Origin of the sequence: Allostigmatella hybrida, from assembly GCF_020103775.1 — a bacterium.
GTDB classification, from domain to species: domain Bacteria; phylum Myxococcota; class Myxococcia; order Myxococcales; family Myxococcaceae; genus Hyalangium; species Hyalangium aurantiaca.
Genome location: NZ_JAHXBH010000007.1, coordinates 90126 through 109523, shown reverse-complemented (window position 1 = coordinate 109523; position 19398 = coordinate 90126). Strand labels below are relative to the sequence as shown.

Sequence of the window (19398 nt, the reverse complement as noted above, 5' to 3'; positions counted from 1 at the left end):
AGATGGGGGCACTTTGGGCGTTGGACCCCAATGCATTTTATTGGTAGAGGTGCGCTGGACCACACGCCGATGTGGTCCTCGTGGGAGGCAGCAACTTTGCGGGAGAAACTGAAGGCGCTGGCGAACCTCCAAAAGGTGGACATGGAGGCGGCCGCCCTGCGTAAGGCCGCGGATGTCCATCCCAAGCAGATCGCCGAGTTGGAGCGTGAGCTGGGTGCCGCTCGCAGCGCGATCGAAGCCGAACGCAGCCGGGTCGCGGACATCGAGCGCCAGAAGGCGCAGCTCGAGCAGAACATCACCGACGACAAGGACAAGGTGAAGAAGTGGGAGGCGCGCCTGGCAGAGCAGCGCTCCACCCGCGAGTACTCCGCCCTGGCCCGTGAAATCGACATCGCCAAGAAGGCGAACCTCACGATGGCGGATGAGCTGGTCGAGCTGACCAAGACGCTCGGCGCCGCGCGCGAGACGGTGAAGGGCAAGGAGGGCGAGTTCGCCACCCGGCAGCAGCAGCTCGGCGCACGCATGAGCGAGCTGCGCGCCAAGCTGGCCGAGTCCGAGACCCAGGTGAAGCAGCTGGAAGGCCAGCGCTCCAACGTGGCCGAGGGCGTGGACTCCAACCTGCTGCGCCGCTACGAGGCCATCCGCAAGAAGAAGCTTCCTGCGCTGGTGGGCGTGGTGGCCGGCACCTGCCAGGGCTGCAACATGAACGTGCCCCCTCAGCTCTACAACCAGCTGAGGACCTCGCTGGGAACCGACGTGTGCCCTTCGTGCAACCGCATCATCTATGCGGTCGAAGCACTCGCCGACCCGACGGCGTCGAAATAGCCTCATGCCGACGCCCACCGAGGCCGAAATCCTTCGCCACATCGCGCGGGAGGAGCCTCTGACGGCGACCGTCCGTGCCTTCCGGGGCATGACGCGCGAGCGTCTGGGGCAGCTCCTGGAGCAGGCCGCCGAGCAATTGGCGCCCTCCGCGCCCCCGGCCGCCGCGGCGGCCACAGGGTCCTCCGAGTCCCCGGGAACGCCCGCCACCGACGAGGCGAAGGGGACGGTTCCCCGCCTGCGGCTGTACTCGGATGGCGCGGCCCGGGGCAATCCAGGGCCTGCCGGGGCCGGCGCGGTGCTCATCGAGCCCGGCGGCCAGGTGGTGGCGCGGATCGGCAAGTTCCTCGGCCAGCAGACGAACAACTACGCCGAGTACATGGGGCTGCTGATTGGCCTCAAGCACGCGCGGAGCCTGGGGACGAAGGAGATTGAAATCTTCGCCGACAGCGAGCTGCTCATCCGCCAGTTGGGCGGGCGCTACCAGGTGAAGAGCCCCATCCTGCGTCCTCTGTATGAGGAGGCGGTGAAGCTGCTCAACGACTTCTCCCGTGTGAAGCTCGTCCACGTGCCCCGCGAAATGAACGCCGAGGCCGACGAGATGAGCAACCGTGCCATCGACGAGCGTCTCTAAGTTTTACGATGCGTTGCTCGGTGCGGCCATCTCAAGCCGAGCGGCCGGGCGTTCGATGCGCGCGCTGCCCCTTCGTGCCTTGACTAGACCTCCTCGAACCTCGTGCCTGTGGCGCCCATGGCCGCCAAGGCGTCCTTGATCTCCCTGGAGACGATCAGCGAGCCCGTCCACCCCTCACACCGGAACACTTGGGCGCTTCCCACCTTCGCCTTGTCGATGCGCATGTCACGCACGGAGGAATACTGCCCCACCTTGTGGGGCACTCCGTCTTCATGCGTCCAGAGTTCGATCCGGGACGCCTGTTCGTCGATACAGCGGATGCGGCGTGTGGCCACGAGGATGAGGTACTGATCGGGGTGGCCCTCCACGTCCACGGGGAGCAATTGCACATCATCCGGGGCCAGTTCTGAGAACATGGACGCGACCCGGACATGGACCACCGGGATCATGATGCCCGCCTCTGTGTAGTCCAGAGGTGTGCCCGCGATCTCGATGGGGATTCTCAAGCGCTCCTTGAGGAGGACGGGGAACCCAAGCCTGAACTGCCCGTCATCCACTTTGAGGCCCTGACGGTCCTTGGGCATCGCGAGATGCCAGCGGTGCGGCACATTCACGTCGTCGGCCAGTTCGAAAAAGCGCTTGATCATGGGCGCCATTTAGCGCGGTGGCTGCCGGGTGACGAGTCGGTTCAGTTCTGCACCTGGGGTGGCGATCTGCTTGGCCAGTTTCCGCAGTTGCCCGGTCAATGCCACCCGGCACTCGACGACGCTGCGACAGGTCGCCGTTGCATCGGCGAGTTCCTTCAGGACGATTTGATGATACCGCTCGGGGTGCGGCCCGTAGTGCCCCTCCAGCGGCATCTTGTTCGCCGGGTCATCCAGCGTCATCCCGGCCTTGGAGAAGATCTCCCGGAATCTCGGCGTCCACTGGCCACCGCGTGCGGTGGACTTGTCGTTACAGATGGTGGCGATGTGGTGTCTCTCGACACAGGGGGCCTTGCCGCCACTGCCCCGCACCGCCATCGCCACCGCGTTCGCGGGCATCGTGACGCTCACGCCCTCGGCCGTCAGCGCGATCTCCTCCACCGCCCCCAGCGCTGGCAGACGAATGCCGGCCTGCCCCTCGGCCTGCATGGCCACCTGTGCGGAACCAGGCAGCGTCGGCACCCTTGCCGCGAATTCATGCGCCGTTCGTCCAATCGCCGCCACCAGCAGCATGGCGAGCGCGCGTGCCGACTCACGCCCGATGATTTTCCCGAAGCGCTCGCCCGCCTCGCGGATCTGCTCGAAGGCCGTGGCAGCCCTCACCGCATCCATCAGTTCGAGCCAGCCTGTTACGAGGCTACGGATCGTATCGAAACCCACGTACAGGATCATCCCGAGGCCCATCACCGCAACCAGCGCCGGAGCCACGGGATTGAGCGCCAGGATCAACAGCATGGAGCCGAACGTGAAGAGGGCTGCACTCATGAGCGTCCGGAACTCCACCATCTCGCCCAGCGCCTTCTTCATCTCGTCCAGCACCGGGCTCTTGCTCAGGGCGAGCGCCCAGACATAGCGGCCCTGCATGTCCAGGTAGCGCCCACCCACCAGCGCGCCTCCGAGACAGTCCCCGTAGGAGCTGTACACGCGCTGGCACCAGATTCGGTAACGCTCCGCCACCTCCAGGTCCTCTTTCGTCAACGTCCCTTCCAGGAACTGGCCCGGCTCCACTGGCACCAGCTTCCGATCCCTCGGCAGGTAGAGGTAGTGACCACTCTGGGGATCGATCTGAAACATCCGCTCCACCGTCTGGCGCGGCGTGCCTGCCAACCGGACTTCGCGCGCCAGTTGCCTCATGGCCTGCTGAAACTCCCCTTCCTCCAACACGACGGGAGCGAGGTCAGCCGTGCGGGGCATATGGACGATGGCCCTCCCCTTGCCGTTGTCCTCCACAACAGGGACCCTCGGGACGCCACTGCACGCCACGAGAAACGCAAGGATCAGTGCGTTGAGCCTCCAGAGAGCCCGCGGAATCATGTGTCGCCCCTTCATGTGAAGAGAGCATGTTAGAGAGCTGCCACCGGGAAGAGCAGGAGGCGCCAGGTGGCACCTCTTTCTCCTCCACGCCCATCCTGCGGGTGATGCTCTCCCCGACGCTGGCTCAAAACTCGCCGTGTCCATTGGAACAGACTGCTGCTTCGGCCCACCTACGACGAGAGCGATGCCCCGGACCTCGGAACCCGCCGCGCGGCAGGAAGCGTGGCGCTCAGCTTCTTGAACGCGGCGATCTTTGCCGAGCGGGCTGGGAGGCGCTCACTCCTCATCGCCGAAGTAGTCGAGGTCCAGCTTCTTGACGGTGTAGGTGACAACCTCGGTGACCCCAACCCCATGGTCGATCATCAGTTTGGCCAGCTCGCCGCCATCGATGAGGACGATCTTCTTCTCGATATGCCGCACGTAGTCCCTGGCCTCCCGGCTGAAGTCCGAGGTCGTGATGAGCACGCCCTTACGGGCCCGTTGTCCCTCAAGGCTGCCGGCAAACGCCTGAACCACGGGCCTGCCGACCGTGTTGGTCCACCGCTTCGCCTGGATGTAGACGACATCGAGCCCAAGGCGGTCTTCCTTGATGATGCCGTCGATGCCTTCGTCGCCGCTCTGCCCGACGGCCTGCCCGGCGTCCTTGCGCGAACCGCCGTAGCCCATGGTCACGAGGAGATCGACAACCAGCTTCTCAAAGAACTTCGGGTCACAACCCTTGATGCGGTCAAGCAGCTCATCCGCGAGGCGCCTCCGCAGTTCCTGGTAGCTCTCTTCGAGGATCTCCTCTGGAGTCTCTGTGGCTGACGGAAGCTCCGGCGCGGTGGGCTCCGCTTCAGCGGCATCATGCCGGAGAGCTGCGAAGGCGTTGTACTCCGGGAATTGCTCCAGAAACTTCATGTCGATGCGGCTCGGCCTGCCCTGGAGCACCTCCCGTCCACGGGCGGTGATGCGGAAACGCCCGCGCCCGTTTGGCTCCACAAGGCCGGCCTTCTGCAAGTAGGTCTTCGCCCAGCCGACTCGGTTATGGAGCCGCCGCTGGCGGCCACTGGGGAGCAACTCGTTGCGCTCCTCCTCGGTGACCTTGAACTCCACGGCGATGGCCTCCACGGCCTCGCGGAGCGTGTGGTCCTTGCCGTCTTGGGCAAGCCGGAGCACCGGTAGCATTACACTCTGGAAGTCGGGGATGGGCATGGTTAGGCGACCTTGGTTTCGCGGCGCCGCTTCGGAGACGGGCTAGGCTCGTTGTCAGCAGGCTTGTCCCGTTCCTCTCGGATCCGATGGAGGAGGGCCGATGCGGGCTCGTCTGCGGGGTCCTGGGGTACAAGCTCACCCCGGAACGCCTTCGCAAGAACGGCCGCCTCCAAAGATGGCGTTCGGGAGACGGCCTCTTCGCAGGCACGAGCTATGGCCCGAGCCCGAGACATGGCCGCATCAACCCTGCAAACGATCTGCGCTTGCTCGGCGAGAGAAGGCAGGGGAACGGGGAAACTTCTCAAGTCAGAGAGGTTCACCCCTTGCTGCGCAACCCCTTTGGTCCGACCAGCGAGGAGCGCGGTCGCGACTGGCGATGCCAAAAGGTACATGACGAACCGGGGGTCCACGCCCGGCAGCACGGGAAGCATCGCGACTTCGCGACTGATGTTCATCCCGCGCATCTCTTCGGATGTCACGGCCACACCGCCGACGGTGCCACGAATCGCAAGCAGGACCTCACCACCGACCAGCCGGGTGCGTGCGTATTGATGCTCAATCGAAGGAGCAACTCTCTTGAGCAACGCGAGGTCGATGCTGAAGTCCTTGAGGTCACCGCAGCGAACCGTCGGCACTCCATCTACCGTCTCATCGCCCGTCTGAACAATGCCGTAGGGCACGCCTCGATTCGGATCGCACAGGCCCTCGACAGGCGCCACGACCCACCCGAGGTCAGAGACAGGACCAAAGGCTTCCGCCTCATCGTTGCACTCGGGCTCTTGGTACTCAGCCTTCCACTTCTCGTCCTTGAGTACCTTGCCCTTGGCCCGCATCCGCTCCAACTCGGCCTTTTCCCAGCGGTGGCGCCTCTCCAAGCGGATTCGCTCCAACAGCTTTGAGGCGTGCTCCACGTCCGGGTTGGCAGCGCGCCAGTCTCGCGTTAGGTCACCTCGAAACGCGGCTGAGAGCACCGACTGCCGGAATCGTTCCAGCAGCGCCGGGATGGCGTCCAGGGCTTTCTTCGCGCGGCGGCGGCGGACCAGGAGTGCTTCGAGCTTGGCGACGATGCGGCGCTGTTCGGCAATGGGAGGAAGAAGGAACGGGGCAGACTCGATGTCAGTCTTGCTGATGTGGGGAAGCTGAGTCCCCGTGGCGAGCACGCCGATATGACGTAAGAAGTGAGGGGTCGACAGAAAGCGATAGAAATAGGACTGCTCGACCGCTCCGCAGAGCTGAAAGCGACCGACGCGCTGAAGAAGGAGCGCTGGAAGGTCCTTCTCAACGATGAGAGCGATCTTGAGCCCCGATGAAATAACTGGGCGGTCCATCGCAATCACGATGTCGCTAGCCTTCAACTGGTACGCTGAGAACTCGGTAGCGCGCTCCGCAGAGAGATGAACCGTTTCGTCCCAACGAGTGCGACCAGGCTCGATGTTGATTCCGCGCAGAAGCTTAATTCCTGCCTTGGTGAACCACTCGCTCTTGAACGCATATCCAGGCTGGAGGTTGGCGATGTCGGCGACAGCGCACCGAATCCAGCCTGGCGGTGTCTGAAGGTCAGCATGGGCATGGTGGAGGTCTGCGACTGCTCGCCGAGTCCCTCTCATGGGGTCACAGCCTCATCCTGCAGAATTCCAGCAAGTGCCTCGATCTCGCTAAGTGCAACCTGAAGCTGGTCGCGGATCTCGGCGGCGATGACTTCGGGCTCAGGAAGGTCGTCACCACCCTCATCGCCCTTATCCTTGAGCCAGAGCACATCCAGGTTATCGCCCCGGACCTTGATCTCCTCGCGGTTGAACTTCCGGAACCGACCTTCGGCGCCCTGGTCTTTGCGCCTACTTTTGCCGAAGGCATCGTCCCCGAACGCCTTCTCGAAGTCGGCGAAGTGCTCGCGCAGGAACGGCGTTCGCTTCCCGTAGGCGGGAGCGTTGGTCCGCATGTCGTAGAACCAGACGGCCTTCGTGTTGCTCTTGTCTATCTGCCCCCGCGTGAAGAACAGTACGTTGGTCTTCACCCCCTGCGCGTAGAAGATGCCTGTTGGCAGCCGCAGGACCGTGTGCAGGTCACACTTGTCCATGAGGTCGGCACGAATGTCCTGACCGACGTTCTCCTCGAAGAGCACGTTGTCCGGAACGACAATGGCCGCGCGACCACCGGGCTTCAGGCCCCGGTAGACGTGCTCCAGGAACGCGAGCTGCTTGTTCGAGGTCGGGAACGTGAAGTCGTCGCGCTCGGGCTTGCCGCCGCCCTTCTTGGTCCCGAACGGCGGGTTCGTGATGATGATGTCCGCCTTCGGCAAGTCGCGCCCGGCAGGCGAGAGCGTGTCGCCGAGGATCAGCTCCCCCTCCAGGTCGTGCAGGGCCATGTTCATCAGGGCCAGACGACGAGTCTCTGGAACCAGCTCCACGCCGTAGAACGCCTTCCGGCGCTGGAACTCCTGCTGCTTCTCCGTGAGGTCGAAGTAATTGTCGGTCTGGGCGCGGACATACCTGTCGGCGGCGATGAGGAACCCGCCCGTGCCAGTGGCAGGGTCCTGTACGGTCTCACCGGGCTGAGGCTTCACCACGGAGATGATCGCGTCCACCAGGGGCCTGGGCGTGAAGTACTGGCCTGCCCCGGACTTCACCTCCGTAGCGTTCCTCTCCAGGAGTCCCTCATAGAGATCACCGAGGTTCTCCCGGTCCACCCCGTACCAATCGAGCGCATCGAGAGCCCTGACGAGCGCGTTCAGGTTCTTTGGATGCCGGAGCGACGTGCTGGCGTTCGCGTAGATGTCCTGGACGCGCTTGCTACCGTGGGTGCCGAGGTGGAGGAGCAGCTCCCGGTAGAACCGGAGCTGTTCCATGCCCTCGCGCTTGGCAAGGTCGTCCCAGCGGTAGCCCTTGGGGAGCTGGTCCTCACGCTTGGTCTCCTTCGCCATCTTCAAGAACAGCACGAAAGCCAGCTCGGCGACGTACTGGTGGTAGGTCACCCCGTCCTCACGGAGGAGGGAGCAGAGGTTCCAGAGCTTCTGTACGAGATCGTTCGCGTTCGTGTTCATCCCGTTGCCTTGCCACCTTGTTGCCAGAGGGCGTCGCTCAGGTCAGCAAGTACCTGCTCCAGCCGACCCTCGAAGACCTTGTTGATGTGCGTGAAGCCGCCGCTGGCCTCGAACTGGCCCCGGTTGAGGGCGTCCTTGTCCATGACGGTCTCGACCTTGAGCTGCTTGGCGATCCGCTCCAGCCACTTCCGTTGCGGTGGTGTCCAGGCGTTCGCCTCCAGGACCCTTCGGAGGGCGCGATCCACGCGCTCGGAGTACGGGACCAGCGCCTCGCCCAGGGCCCGCTGGCGGATGAAGCCGATGATGGAGGCGGCGATGTCCTGATTGGTCATGTCCCGCCAGGCCGTCTGGAGCGAAGTCTCGTTGTAGCCGGCCCTGTCGAGCGCCAGCTTCAGCTCCTTGAGCTGCTGCCGCGTCAGCTCGCGAGGCCGCTGACAGACCACCATCAGCGCCGGCAGCACGTTCTGGTTCTGCCGGATGAAGGTCCCGAACTCGTCCAGGTAGTCCTTGGGCCGCACGCGGCCGGGCCCGTAGCCGCGCTCCACGGACTTCAGCTTGTCCGCGTGGCCGCTGACGTACATGACCGGACCCGGGCCCGTGGCGGTGTCGAGGACCTCGCCGATCTGCTTGTGGGTCGAGAACCAAGCCGCGACCTCCGCCAGGGACTTTTCCCGGAGGAAGGTCAGCAGGCCGCCGACGGGCATCCCTGCTGCCGCCTCGAAAGGCTCGGCCGACTTGTCCTCCAGGACCCGTCGCTTTCGCCGCAGCTTCACCACAAGCTGGTCGATGACCTGCTGCTGTGCCTCCGCGTCCTTGAGGCTCAACAGTTCCTCCGTGAGCTGCGAGAACGTGAAGAAGGGGTTCGCGACCACCGGCCTCATCGACGTGAAGGGCTCCAGCGCGGCGTAGAGGTCCACGGCATCGAAGATGCGGAAGACCTCCTTGCCGATGTCGTCGCAGCGGCGAGTTCCCCGGCCAAGCATCTGCTCGTAGAGGATGCGGCTCTTCACTCTCCTCAGGAACACGAGGTTCACGATGGGCGGAACGTCGATGCCCGTGGTGAGCAGGTCCACGGTGACGGCGATGCTCGGCTGCTTCTCGTTCTTGAAGCGGCGAATGAGCTGGAGCGGCTTGTCCGAGCTGCCGGTGATCTTCATCACGGCGTCGTCGTCCACACTCCCGTACTGCGCATCCAAAGCCTTCTTCAACGCTGCGACCACGATATCCGCGTGCTGGTCCGTGGCGCAGAAGATGAGGGTCTTCCCGTCAGCGGCAGGGTCAATCTGCCGAGCCAGTTCCTCGCAGACGACGCGGTTGAAGTTCTCGGTGACGACCCGTGTGTTGAACGACTCCACGTCGAAGGACAGCTCGTCCTGCATGTGGATGAGATCGAGCTGCTGGGTCCGGGTGTTGTAGGTCGGGACCGCCTCGCCAACGGCCCATCGGATGCCTCCCTCGGACAGCTCCGTGTTGATGCGGATCGGTGGCTCGTGGTCCACGAGCCACCCGTCGATGACCGCCTCCGGGTAGCTGTAGGTGTAGACCGGATCGCCGAAGATCTGGGTCGTGTGCAGCGCTGGCGTCGCCGTGAGGCCAATCTTCACGGCATCGAAGTGATCAAGGACCCGGCGGTATGTGCTGATGTAGTCGTCCTGGCTTCGGAAGCTCAGCTCCGAGTCGCTCATCTCCCGGTCGAGCGTGTAGCCGCGATGGCACTCATCGACGACGATGCAGTCGTAGTCGTCCACCGTCGGCCGCTCGCCGCCCTCGTCGCTGTAGAGGATGCGCTTCACCATTCCCTGGGCCGTGGCGAAGTGGAGCTTGGTCTCGGGGTCCGGCCGAACATCCTCCAGGCCCTTCACGTTGAAGATGTCCGTGAAGGTCTGAAGGCTCTCCAGGCGTGCGTGCTTGAAGGCGTTGATGGCCTGTTCCCCGAGGGCGCTCCGGTCCACGAGGAAGAGCACCCGGCGAAAGCGCCTGGTCTTCACGAGCCGGTAGACGAGCCCAATGAATGTGCGTGTCTTCCCAGTGCCCGTGGCCATGGCGATCAGGCAGTCGCGGCTCCCCTTCTCCAGGGCCGCTTCGACGGCCTGGATGGCCTTGATTTGGTAGTCGCGCAGGCCGAGGTACTCGGTCGGCTCCGCGCGGAGAGCCGTCTCGGACGCATCCCGGTCCTGCTGGAGCAGCTCCCGGAGGCCAACCGGCGAGTACCAGCCGGTGAGGGCCCGGGGGTGGTTGGCCGGGCGCCGCGCGTCGAGGAAGTGAATGCCGCTCTTCAGCTCAAGCTGGCGCAGGTACGGCCTGCCGTTCGTCGCGAAGAGGAATGGCACCAGGTACCTGCCCCAGGGTCCTCCGGGGAGGACCTCTTCGCCTTGGCGCTGGTAGCCCTCGCTGTACCGCTTCGCCTGCTGGATGGCGCCGGCCACATCCTTGCGGCGACGCTTGGCCTCGACCACGGCCAGGACATCGAGGCCGGCGAAGAGCACGTAGTCCGCCGGGCCGCTCGCGGTCGGCCACTCGGCGATGGCCAGGTTGCGACCTCGTTGGGGCCTGGCACCGGCCCCGAAGGTCAGGGCCTGAGAGTCAGCCTCCCACCCCGCCTGGCGAAGCTGCTCGTCGATGAGCCGCCGCGTGTCGGTTTCGTCCAGGTCCAGTTCGGCGCCGGCGGCCTGCGCCTGCTGGACCATGAGGTGGAGCTGCTGGGCGGGCTTCGCCTCTGCTTGGAGCTGCACCGCATCGAGGCGGGCCTTGAGCTTCGCCTCGGCCTCCTCGGCGAGCGCCTGCCACACCTCGCGATCTTCGGCGTCCTTCCGGGCCCGCTCTTCTGCTGTGAGGCGCCGCCGGGCTTCCTCATCGGAAGCGGCTTGGGCTGCCTCGGCACTGAGCTTGGCCTGCGCAAGTTCGCTCCGGAGCCGTTCCAGCTCCTGCGCGAGCGCTTTGGTTTCCTGCGCCGGATCGGGAGGCGGGATGAAGGGTCCGGGGCTGAAGTTGCGCTCGGGGCCGAAGCTCCGGTGGAACCAGATCGCCAGCACACGGGCGAGCTTCAGTCCGTGGAGGGCTTGGCTGTGCGTCCCGCGAGCCTCATGCGCGGCGACGTTTCCGGCTCGGCGAAGGTCATGGAGAACCTGCCGGACCTCAACGGTCAGCGCCCCCTGCGAGTCCAGGGCCCGGATGAGGTCCACCTGGCTCTGGTCTGCGGAAGCGAACAGGCCGAGGCTCGCGGCGGCTCGCTGTGCGAGGACTTCCGCGAACTGCCGGAGCTTCATCAGGCAGGTCGTGGGATCTTCCACGAAGTAGCGCTCTGCTTGTGCCCCTAGAGCGACCAAGAGCGGGTCGTGGGACCGCAGGAACTCGAAGTTTGCGGAGCGCGGTTGGGAAGTGGACACTCGGCGACTCTACTCGTGCGTAACGTTTCCGAGGCTCTCGAAGGTTCCAAAACCGGGGGACTCGGGCCGGTTCGGCGCCTCCTCCCCCTATAGGCGATGCTCGGCCGCCTACACCCAATGAACGTAAAGCCTGAATTTACTGATGAATTCCGCTCGACTTGCCACCCTTTCTCCGAGGCGAGCGCGTTGAGGTCCCAGACGAGCGCCTGGAGCGAAGCCGGAGTGGCCCTGGCTTCCCCACTGTTGTAAGAGGCGGGTGCCGGAGCGGCCTGGGTGAACGCTGGCCACTGTAGGACGGGGTGGCGGGAGGAAAGTCCGAGCTCCACAGGGCAGGGTGCTGGCTAACGGCCAGTCGAGGTGACTCGCAGGACAGTGCCACAGAAAATAAACCGCCCGTTCCACAAGGGGCGGGTAAGGGTGAAACGGTGCGGTAAGAGCGCACCGCGCCCGGGGTGACCCGGGCGGCACGGTAAACCCCACCTGGAGCAAGAGCCAATAGGAGCGCGTCCCCGCTGTCCGGGGGACAAGGATGGCCCGTCCGCTGCGCTCGGGTTGCTCGCTGATGAGGCCCCTGGGCAACCAGGGCCCTAGACGAATGTTCATCGCCCACCTCGAAAGGGGTGGGGACAAAACTCGGCTTACAGGGCCGCTCCGGCTTTTTTCACGAACCCACGGGAATCTGCGCCAGCAGGATGCGGCTCTGCCCGTCGTTGCGCACCGCCTCCGGGTTGGTGAGCGTCATGCGCTTGTCCCCCCGGGGCTCCCACAGGCCCATCCACAGGTTGACCTGCGGAGAGGACAGGCCCGGCGGCAGGAAGAGCGAGAACTCGTCCTTCACCGTCTCGCCCGGCTTCCACTGGGTGGTGGCGTACAGGCCGCTCGCGGGCTTGTGGTCCAGGTTCATCCGCTCCATGCGGCCCGCCGGGTCCTCCACGTGCACGAAGACGATGTAGTCCTCGTCAATGGGCGCCAGCACCTTGAAGAAGACGGTGATGCGGGCCTGCTCGCCGGGCTTCACCCGGCCGGGCTGCACCGAGGCGCCCACAATCTCCACCTTCCCGCCCAGGTTCGCCCCGCTCTTGATGGACACCGCGGGCACCTGGGACACCGTGGCCTGCCGGCGCTCGTTCTCGGTGGCGCCCCCGGGCGCCTCGACGATGCAGGCGCAGAGCAGAAACAGCGGCGAGAGTCGGAACGGGAGCGGGACGCGCATGGTGAAGGGGGTTTTTACCGGTCCTCGGGCGCTGCATCCACCGGCGGATTGTTATAAGCGGTGCGCCCTATGACGACTCCGCCGCTCCTGGACGTCCTCGCCGCGCAGGTGCCTGCCCCCTCTCCCCTGCCCCCGCCGCCGAACGCGACGCCGGGCACGCCCCCCGGCACCGAGACCGGAGTGCCCCCAGCCCCCGAGGCCAGCCCCGTGAGTACGGTGGTGGGCTACGGCGTCATCGGGCTCTTCGTCCTGCTGATGCTGCTGGCGATGCGCAAGCTCCTCTTCAAGCCCGCCCGGGCCCCGGAGCTTCCCAGCAAACCCACGCCGGTGCCGGAAAAGCCCGCCCTGCCCGAGCAGGCACCCCAGCTCCGCGTGGAGCTGCCCCCCTCCGAGGCGGAGCTGGCCCGGCTCCGCGAGGCCGATGAGGCCCACGCCCGGGTCCAGGCGCTGGCCCGCCAGCGCGAGGAGGCCACCCGCGCGGCCCGGCAGGCCCGGGACGCCACCGAGCGCACCCGCCTGGAGGCCGAGGCCGAGGCCCTCAAGCAGCGGGAGGAAGAGGAGAAGCGCGCCGAGTACCGCGCCAAGAAGGCCGCCGAGGAGGAAGCCCGGGAGCGCCGCAAGCGCGAGCGCGAAGAGGCCGAGCGGCTCGTGGCGGAGCAGAAGGCCCGCGAGGCCGCCGAGGCCGAGGAGGCCCGGCGCGCCGTGGAGGCCGCCGAGCGCGCGAAGATTCAGGCCGAGGCGGGCCGCACGCTCGCGCAGGGCCTGGACAAGACCCGGAGCCAGGGCTTCATGGCCCGCCTCAACGGCCTGTTCGGCCAGAACCGCCAGGTGGACGAGTCCGTGCTGGCGGAGCTGGAGGAGATCCTCTTCACCGCGGACATCGGGGTGCGCACCGCCTCGAACCTGGTGGAACTGGCGCGCGAGAAGCTCAAGCGCAACGAGCTGAGCAACCCCGAGCGCATCAAGGCCCTCATCCGCGACGAGGTGGCCCGCATCGTCGATCTGCCCGTGCCGCGCTCGCTGGAGGGCGGTGGGCCGCCGCACGTGGTGATGGTGGTGGGCGTCAACGGCGCCGGAAAGACCACCACCATCGGCAAGCTGGCCGCCCAGCTCACCGGCCAGGGCAAGAAGGTGGTGCTCGCCGCGGGCGACACCTTCCGCGCCGCCGCCACCGAGCAGCTCGATGTGTGGGCCCAGCGCGCCGGGGCCGAGCTGGTCCAGGGCGCGGACGGTGGTGACCCCGGGGCGGTGGTGTTCAACGCGGTGAAGCGGGCCCAGGAGGTGGGCGCCAGCGTCGTCATCGCGGACACGGCGGGACGGCTCCACACCCAAGCGCCGCTCATGGAGGAGCTCAAGAAGGTCAAGCGCGTGCTGGGCAAGGCCCTGGAGGGCGCCCCCCACGAGGTGCTGCTGGTGCTCGACGCCACCAACGGCCAGAACGCCATCCAGCAGGCCAAGCAATTCCACGAGGCGGTGGGCATCAGCGCCATCGCGCTCACCAAGCTGGATGGCACCGCCAAGGGCGGCGTCATCATCGGCATCTGCGACGAGCTGAAGCTGCCCGTGGTGTGGGTGGGCGTCGGCGAGAAGATCGCCGACCTGCGCCGCTTCGAGCCGCGCGACTTCGTCAAGGCCCTGTTCGACTGAGGGCCAAGCTGGGAGGAGGCTCCGGCCTGAGAAGCCGTGCAGTTCCGGACTCTGCTAAGAGGGAACCCAGAGAGTCACCTTCCTTCGTCCCAACCCGCAGGGCGCCGCCGCATGAGCACCAACATCCCGCATCCCGACCGGCTCGCTCCGGGCGACTTCGTTGGATCCTGGAAGATCCTCGAAGTGCTTGGCGCCGGAGGGCTCGGCCGCGTCTTCAAGGCCGAGAGCGAGGGCAAGGTCTATGCGCTGAAAATGGCGGTGCGGTTGCCCGGACAAAAGATGCCGGGCGAAGAGGACCTGGACGGATGGTGCATGCGCGAGGCCACGGCGATGATGGGCCGCTCTCCGCACCCGAACATCCCCCGTGTGTTCTCCGTGGGCCGTTGGCCGGATCCGGAATCGGGGTTCTTGTTTGTCGTCATGGAGTACGTGGACGGCCTGCGCTTTACCGATTGGCGATTCGAGACGCATCCGGGCGCTGCTCAGCTCGTGGACGTGATGCTCCCTCTGGTGCGGACGCTGGCGGACTTGCACAAGGCGGGCATTCAGCACCGTGACCTGAACGCGCAGAACGTCCTCATCCGGAAGGACAACGGCAGTCCGGTCCTCCTGGACTTTGGAAGCGTGTCGCTTCCTGGAGCGCGGACGCTCACGCAGGGGATTCCTCCCGTGAATCTTTCCGTGGTTCCGCCCGAGGCCTTCGAGCACGCACGCCTGAACGGCGAAGATGCAAGGTTCCGGGGAGGCCCGTCCGCCGATCTCTATGGCATCGGCGTTCTGATGTATCAGGCGCTCACCGACGGGTATCCGTTCAACCCCGAGTTGCCACCCGAACGCTTGTTGGCCGCCATCACCTTGCGCATGCCCCGCGCGCCGCATCGGGTGAATCCGAAGGCCCCGAAGAGTCTGAGCGCCATCACCATGCGGCTCCTGTCGAAGCGCCCCGAGGACCGCTTCGACAGCGCGGAGACCCTCTACCAAGCCCTCTGGGAAGCCAACAAAGAGAGAGCGTCCCGCGAATGGAAGGTTCCGCTGGACCTTCCCGAGAGCGGCCCAGCGCCGATGACAGAAGAGGAGGTCCACGAACGCGAGATGGAGGAGCGAGCCCGCCGCGCCTTCGAACCGAGCAAGAAGGACTCGACGGATGCGCCTCCCACCGAAGAAGTCTTCGCGCGCATGAACACCGTGCCCGTGCGGCACACGAAGGTCCTCTGGACTTGGGCGCGTGTTCGCCGTCCCCTGCTTGGCGCCGCCATGGCCATGGCGCTTGTGGCAAGCGTGGTGACGCTCGCGTGGTGGTTGCACGCCTCCACGCCATGGGAGCAGGAGGGGCCCAGCGGGAAATTGGCCAGCCCGCGGGACTCGCCAGAAGCTAGGGCCGCCACAGCATCCTCCGAGGCGGCGCCCACTCCTGCGATCACCGCATCCGGCACGATGACTCCCAAGGACTCGACTCCCGTGAAGACTCTTGTGAACGAGCAATCCAAGCAGCCCTCCACCGCGCTCCGAGCCGCCCGGAAGCTGGCGGGCGCAGCCATCACCTGCTCCGCTCTGACGGGGTGCCCAGGTGCCCAAGTGCGTCCGGCACCTCCGGCCGAGGAGTGCCCGCCGGGAGCGGTGGAGACGATGGCGACGTGGAAAATCATCCCCAACAACAGTAACCTCGCGACGTTTCCCACCCGGGGCAGCGCCCGCGTTATCACCGTGAGCGAAGGCCAGATCACAGTGTACCTCGCCGGTGCTTTCGGGAAATTGCCCAGCTCGACGGCGCTGTCGGGCCGGCTCATTTTCGGGGACCGGGTCTTTGGCCGCCTCACGGAGGCCAAGGTGGACGGCCGTACCTTTCCGGTCTGCTTCGAGCTGGAGGACCTGACAGAACGTGTGAGGGGCCTCGTTCGTGAGCCGAACGGCAGCGCCGGCACTGTCAAGGTTTTCAGCAGCGTCACCGTGAAGGCGGTGGCCCGATTCAAGTGAAGCCGTCCGGGCGGGCCCGCAGCGTGCGAACTCCGGCTCGGGACATGGTAGATCCAACGCGGCGGGTCTCCCCGTTGCGTTCTATCCCGTGAGGTCTTCTCGCCGTGATCGCCTCGCCCTCCTTCGCTCTTCTTGCGCTGGTTCTCCTGAATGGGCCCCCCGTTGCACAGCCGAATGCCGCCACGTGCCAAACGGGAGTTCAGCACGTCGAGCTACCGGCAACGCTCACGGGCGAGGTGCCCACGGTTTGCGTGAGTCCAGGACAGGCCACGACCCTGAACTTCGATTCGGACTTCGTGCGCGAGTCGCTGGCGATGGAGGGCCGGGAGAAGTTCTCCAAGGAGCACGTCAGCGAGAGCACCGTGAAGTTGGTGCCCTCGGAACGGCTGGTGCCCGGGGAGAGGCTGAAGTTGACGGTGCGATTCAAGGACGGTGATGCACCGGCCGGTGCGGCCATGACGCTGGTGGTGCATGCCGTTCAGGCCACCCCCTATGTCGAGGTACATCGCGAGAAGCGCACGGTGGCGTCATGCCAGCGCGAGCTGAGGGAGAAGGAGGCTGCACTTCAGCTATGCCGGGCGGACAACGAACGGCTCCGCGACGAGCAAGGTAGACCGGGTGGACTCATTGGGCTGCGTGCGTCGGGGCTCATGGGCAGAAACGGCGTTTCGTCCCGCGACATCACCCGAAGCATCACCGAAGCCTCTGCGAACACGCTCAGCATGAAGGGAGCCACTTCGTACCAGGCTGCAAGTCGCGTGGCGGTCGAGGTGTTCCTGGTACTCCCGGAGGACGCTCCAACCTGGAAACCTGAGAGCGCGACGCTCACGCGCCAGGGAAGGAAAGGGGCCGAGCTGAACGTGGTGACGGTCTGGCCGCCGGAGCCCTTCGCTCCCGGTCTGCGGGAAGGAGGCGTGTTCGTGGAGGCGGAAACAGCTCCGGATGTGACGGAGGGAACCTTCACGCTGAAGCTGTGGGACACGGGTGGCGCCCGCCCCGTCACCCTCAGCGGCATCCAGTTTCCGTAGGCTGCTGTGCCTTCGCGCACGCGGGTGCGGCCCTACGGAGACATCGGGCCCAGGAAGTCCTCCAGCAGCTTCAGCGTCTCCTTGTCGAGCTGAGACGCATCCATGCCCCCCATCAGGGCCCCCAGGCTCGGCTTGCCCAGGTCCTCGTCCCCGTGCGCCTCCTCCCACCAGCGCGCCTGGAGCCGCGCCAGTTCCCGCGCGTGCGCGGGGGCCGCCTTGCTCAGCTCGCGCAGGAACCCATCCGCGCGGGCCCATTTGTAGCGGTAGGTGTCCACGTACGTGCGCAGCGCGCGCTGGAACGTCTCCTCCCCCACCCGCTTGCGCGCCGCATCGAACATCAACGGCGCCTTGCCGTAGACGATGGCGCCGTACTCCATGGAGCTGGAGAACTGCTCGGTGGGCCGGTGCGCCGGGCCATCCTCGCCCCCGGACATCCGGTACAGGTGGTAGGCAGACACCAGCGCCTCCGCCTTCAAGGCCTCGGCGGCGGCCTTGCCGTGGGCCCACTCGAAGTAGAGCACCGCCGCGTACTGGGTGAGCGCCTCGTCGGCCACCGGGTCCTGGATGGGGTCCGAGCCCACCAAGCCCGCGAAGTACTGGTGCCCCACCTCGTGCGCCACGGTGAACTCCACCGTGCGCTCCAGCGTCTTCGCCAGGTTCGCGAACGGCCCGCCGCCCATGTCCCCCATGCCCTGCGCGGACAGCCCCTTCATCATCTCCTGGAGCATCTCCATGCCCTGCACCCCGGCCAGGATGCTGTTCGGGTCCGTGACGCCCCGGTACAGCGAGGTGGCCACGGTGATGAGGCCCTGGAACTCCATGCCGCCGGCGCCATCGGACAGCGGCGCCTCCAGGACGCGGAAGGACCGGTAGGGCAGTGGCCCGAGCCGCTGCTCGAACTCCGAGAGCGCCGAGGCGGTGTACTTCAGCACACGCTTGCCCACCGCCGCGTCCTGGGCCGCGTAGATACTCTCGATGGTGATGCCATTCACGGACGTGGAGGCCATCTGGTACCCGCGCGAGACGAACACGGGGAAGTCGCGCACCAGCGCCGCGGCGAACGAGTAGCGCGGCCGGCCATCCTTCCCGGGCACCTCGCCCAGCGCCTCGCCCGTGGCGTGCACCTGCCACCCGGACGGCACCCCGATGGAGCCCAGCACGTTCGAGGGCTCATAGAGCGCCAGGTCTCCAATGCCCGAGGGGCCCGCCCACGGCTGGCCGTCCTCATTCAGCGGGGGCATCATCGGCACCACGCCCACCAGGCTCAGGAAGTCCGGCGACGCGGCGAAGGCCCCGTAGTCCCCCGCGGGCCCGGAGGCGCCAAGGGCCCCCAGCAGTGAGCTCGCGTTCTTCTTGCCCTGCGGCAGCCTGGCCTGGAGCGCCACCTCGATGCGCACCACGGTGCCGGGCTCCGCGGGGGGCTCCAGGGGAATCCGGAACAGCGTCGGCTCGGGCCGCTCCAGCTTCACCGGCTCGCCGTTGAACTTCGCCTCCGAGAGCGTCACCTGCCGCCCCTGCGCATTGGGCGTCGCGCGCAGGAACAGCTCGGAGCGGGTGCGCCCCTTCACCGTCAGCTCCACCTGCACCTTGCCCTTCACCTCGCGCTTGGCGGGGTCCGCGTCGAGCTGCACCCGGTACAGCGGCAGCTCCTCCAGGGGCCCGAGCAACTTGACGGCCCGCTCCCTCTCGGCGGGCTTGAGGTGCTGCACGCACAGCTGCACCTCGGGCGGGGTGGCCGCCAGCGCGGGAGCCACCAGGAGCAGCGGGACCAGGACCAACCACCGGGGAGCGATTGCCATGAGGCCATGCTAGTTGACCCCCGCACGAGCCGCTCGCTACAACCCAGAGGCGCATGCTGCCTCGCCGACTCTTTCTGGCCATCACCGCTGCATCATTCCTCGCCTGCGTGAAGCAGGTGCCCGTTCCGCCTACACGCTCCAGCGTCCAGGCGGTGCCCTTGCTGGCGGAGACGCCGGAGCAAGAGACCGAGCAGCTCGCGCAGCGGCGCGAGGACGTGGAGATCGACACGCGCAACTTCGACCGCACCCCGCGCGTGGTGGCCACGGGGGAGACGCCGCTGCTGCGCCTGGAGGGCTCCCGGGCGCGCCTGGCGGGTGACGCGGCGGGCACGGTGGGCTTCTCGGTGGACAACTTCATCCTGCTGGAGGTGCTCGACGAGCGCGGCCAGGTGCTGAACCGGGGCGCGGTGGGCTTCACCGACAGCGTGCACATCGGCAAGGAGCAGGTGGACAGCGTGGGGCGGATGTCCTTCGCCTTCGAGCCCGGAGAGGTGGACCTCACCTCCCTGCTGCCCGAGAGCCTGCCGTTCAAGCTGCGCGCCACGGTGCTGGACTACTCCGGCGTGGGCCGGGTGAGCCCCGTCTTCCTGCGGCTCGAGCCCCGCGGCCCGGGCGTCGAGGACGACCTGCGCGGCCACTGACT

The 19398-nt window shown here is 66.5% G+C and carries 14 protein-coding genes and 1 other RNA gene; 7 read left to right on the top strand and 8 right to left on the bottom strand.

Annotated features, from left to right (window positions below):
- Window positions 1–96 precede the first annotated feature (96 nt).
- Window positions 97–825: a zinc ribbon domain-containing protein gene (locus tag KY661_RS14640; protein WP_075007012.1), complete on the top strand. Its 729-nt coding sequence runs from the start codon at window positions 97–99 to the stop codon at window positions 823–825.
- A 4-nt stretch (window positions 826–829) separates the two neighbouring features.
- Window positions 830–1456: a ribonuclease HI family protein gene (locus KY661_RS14635; protein ID WP_225410792.1), complete on the top strand. Its 627-nt coding sequence runs from the start codon at window positions 830–832 to the stop codon at window positions 1454–1456.
- Between the two features lie 83 nt (window positions 1457–1539).
- Here the strand turns inward: KY661_RS14635 and KY661_RS14630 are convergent, their stop codons facing one another.
- From KY661_RS14630 to hsdR, 6 genes are all read right to left on the bottom strand, one after another.
- Window positions 1540–2103, bottom strand: coding sequence for an imm11 family protein (locus tag KY661_RS14630; protein WP_225410791.1), 564 nt, complete (start codon window positions 2101–2103; stop codon window positions 1540–1542).
- Window positions 2104–2112: 9 nt separating this feature from the next.
- On the bottom strand, window positions 2113–3474 hold the full coding sequence (locus KY661_RS14625; RefSeq protein WP_225410790.1) for an AHH domain-containing protein: 1362 nt from the start codon (window positions 3472–3474) through the stop codon (window positions 2113–2115).
- Between the two features lie 276 nt (window positions 3475–3750).
- Window positions 3751–4668, bottom strand: a complete 918-nt coding sequence (locus KY661_RS14620) for a restriction endonuclease (RefSeq protein WP_225410789.1) — start codon at window positions 4666–4668, stop codon at window positions 3751–3753.
- Window positions 4669–4670: 2 nt separating this feature from the next.
- Window positions 4671–6275, bottom strand: a complete 1605-nt coding sequence (locus KY661_RS14615) for a restriction endonuclease subunit S (protein WP_225410788.1) — start codon at window positions 6273–6275, stop codon at window positions 4671–4673.
- A complete protein-coding gene (locus tag KY661_RS14610; protein ID WP_225410787.1) occupies window positions 6272–7708 on the bottom strand; it encodes a class I SAM-dependent DNA methyltransferase in 1437 nt (478 codons plus the stop codon). The genes KY661_RS14615 and KY661_RS14610 overlap by 4 nt, the downstream gene beginning before the upstream one ends.
- Entirely contained in the window at window positions 7705–11094 is a 3390-nt protein-coding gene (gene hsdR, locus KY661_RS14605; protein WP_225410786.1) for a type I restriction-modification system endonuclease, read from the bottom strand. Before hsdR ends, KY661_RS14610 begins: the two co-directional genes overlap by 4 nt.
- A 261-nt stretch (window positions 11095–11355) precedes the next feature.
- Here hsdR and rnpB point away from each other — a divergent pair.
- Window positions 11356–11751: RNase P RNA component class A (gene rnpB, locus KY661_RS14600), an RNA gene on the top strand.
- A 4-nt stretch (window positions 11752–11755) separates the two neighbouring features.
- On the opposite strand, the gene KY661_RS14595 is transcribed toward rnpB, so the two are convergent.
- The gene (locus KY661_RS14595; RefSeq protein ID WP_225410785.1) at window positions 11756–12307 is read right to left on the bottom strand and encodes a hypothetical protein; all 552 of its coding nucleotides are present in this window, start codon (window positions 12305–12307) and stop codon (window positions 11756–11758) included.
- Window positions 12308–12376: 69 nt separating this feature from the next.
- On the opposite strand from KY661_RS14595, the gene ftsY reads away from it, so the two are divergent.
- The 3 genes from ftsY to KY661_RS14580 all read left to right on the top strand — a co-directional run bounded on the left by ftsY (window position 12377) and on the right by KY661_RS14580 (window position 16956).
- Window positions 12377–13954 (top strand): signal recognition particle-docking protein FtsY, encoded by a 1578-nt coding sequence (gene ftsY, locus KY661_RS14590; protein ID WP_225410784.1) that lies wholly within the window; start codon window positions 12377–12379, stop codon window positions 13952–13954.
- Window positions 13955–14065: 111 nt separating this feature from the next.
- The gene (locus KY661_RS14585) at window positions 14066–15928 is read left to right on the top strand and encodes a serine/threonine protein kinase (protein WP_225410783.1); all 1863 of its coding nucleotides are present in this window, start codon (window positions 14066–14068) and stop codon (window positions 15926–15928) included.
- Between the two features lie 104 nt (window positions 15929–16032).
- The gene (locus KY661_RS14580) at window positions 16033–16956 is read left to right on the top strand and encodes a DUF2381 family protein (protein WP_225410782.1); all 924 of its coding nucleotides are present in this window, start codon (window positions 16033–16035) and stop codon (window positions 16954–16956) included.
- Window positions 16957–16988: 32 nt separating this feature from the next.
- Here KY661_RS14580 and KY661_RS14575 read toward each other — a convergent pair whose 3' ends face one another.
- Window positions 16989–18755 (bottom strand): M1 family aminopeptidase, encoded by a 1767-nt coding sequence (locus KY661_RS14575; RefSeq protein WP_225410781.1) that lies wholly within the window; start codon window positions 18753–18755, stop codon window positions 16989–16991.
- 53 nt (window positions 18756–18808) lie between these two features.
- Between KY661_RS14575 and KY661_RS14570 the strand changes: the two genes are divergently transcribed.
- On the top strand, window positions 18809–19396 hold the full coding sequence (locus KY661_RS14570) for a hypothetical protein (RefSeq protein ID WP_225410780.1): 588 nt from the start codon (window positions 18809–18811) through the stop codon (window positions 19394–19396).
- Window positions 19397–19398: the final 2 nt, after the last annotated feature.

Excerpts from the sequence above, each read along its gene's own strand:
- KY661_RS14635 (WP_225410792.1), top strand. The coding sequence starts at position 830 with ATGCCGACGCCCACCGAGGCCGAAATCCTTCGCCACATCGCGCGGGAG.
- KY661_RS14630 (WP_225410791.1), bottom strand. The coding sequence starts at position 2,103 with ATGATCAAGCGCTTTTTCGAACTGGCCGACGACGTGAATGTGCCGCAC.
- KY661_RS14625 (WP_225410790.1), bottom strand. The coding sequence starts at position 3,474 with ATGATTCCGCGGGCTCTCTGGAGGCTCAACGCACTGATCCTTGCGTTT.
- KY661_RS14620 (WP_225410789.1), bottom strand. The coding sequence starts at position 4,668 with ATGCCCATCCCCGACTTCCAGAGTGTAATGCTACCGGTGCTCCGGCTT.
- KY661_RS14615 (WP_225410788.1), bottom strand. The coding sequence starts at position 6,275 with ATGAGAGGGACTCGGCGAGCAGTCGCAGACCTCCACCATGCCCATGCT.
- KY661_RS14610 (WP_225410787.1), bottom strand. The coding sequence starts at position 7,708 with ATGAACACGAACGCGAACGATCTCGTACAGAAGCTCTGGAACCTCTGC.
- KY661_RS14595 (WP_225410785.1), bottom strand. The coding sequence starts at position 12,307 with ATGCGCGTCCCGCTCCCGTTCCGACTCTCGCCGCTGTTTCTGCTCTGC.
- ftsY (WP_225410784.1), top strand. The coding sequence starts at position 12,377 with ATGACGACTCCGCCGCTCCTGGACGTCCTCGCCGCGCAGGTGCCTGCC.
- KY661_RS14585 (WP_225410783.1), top strand. The coding sequence starts at position 14,066 with ATGAGCACCAACATCCCGCATCCCGACCGGCTCGCTCCGGGCGACTTC.
- KY661_RS14575 (WP_225410781.1), bottom strand. The coding sequence starts at position 18,755 with ATGGCAATCGCTCCCCGGTGGTTGGTCCTGGTCCCGCTGCTCCTGGTG.
- KY661_RS14570 (WP_225410780.1), top strand. The coding sequence starts at position 18,809 with ATGCTGCCTCGCCGACTCTTTCTGGCCATCACCGCTGCATCATTCCTC.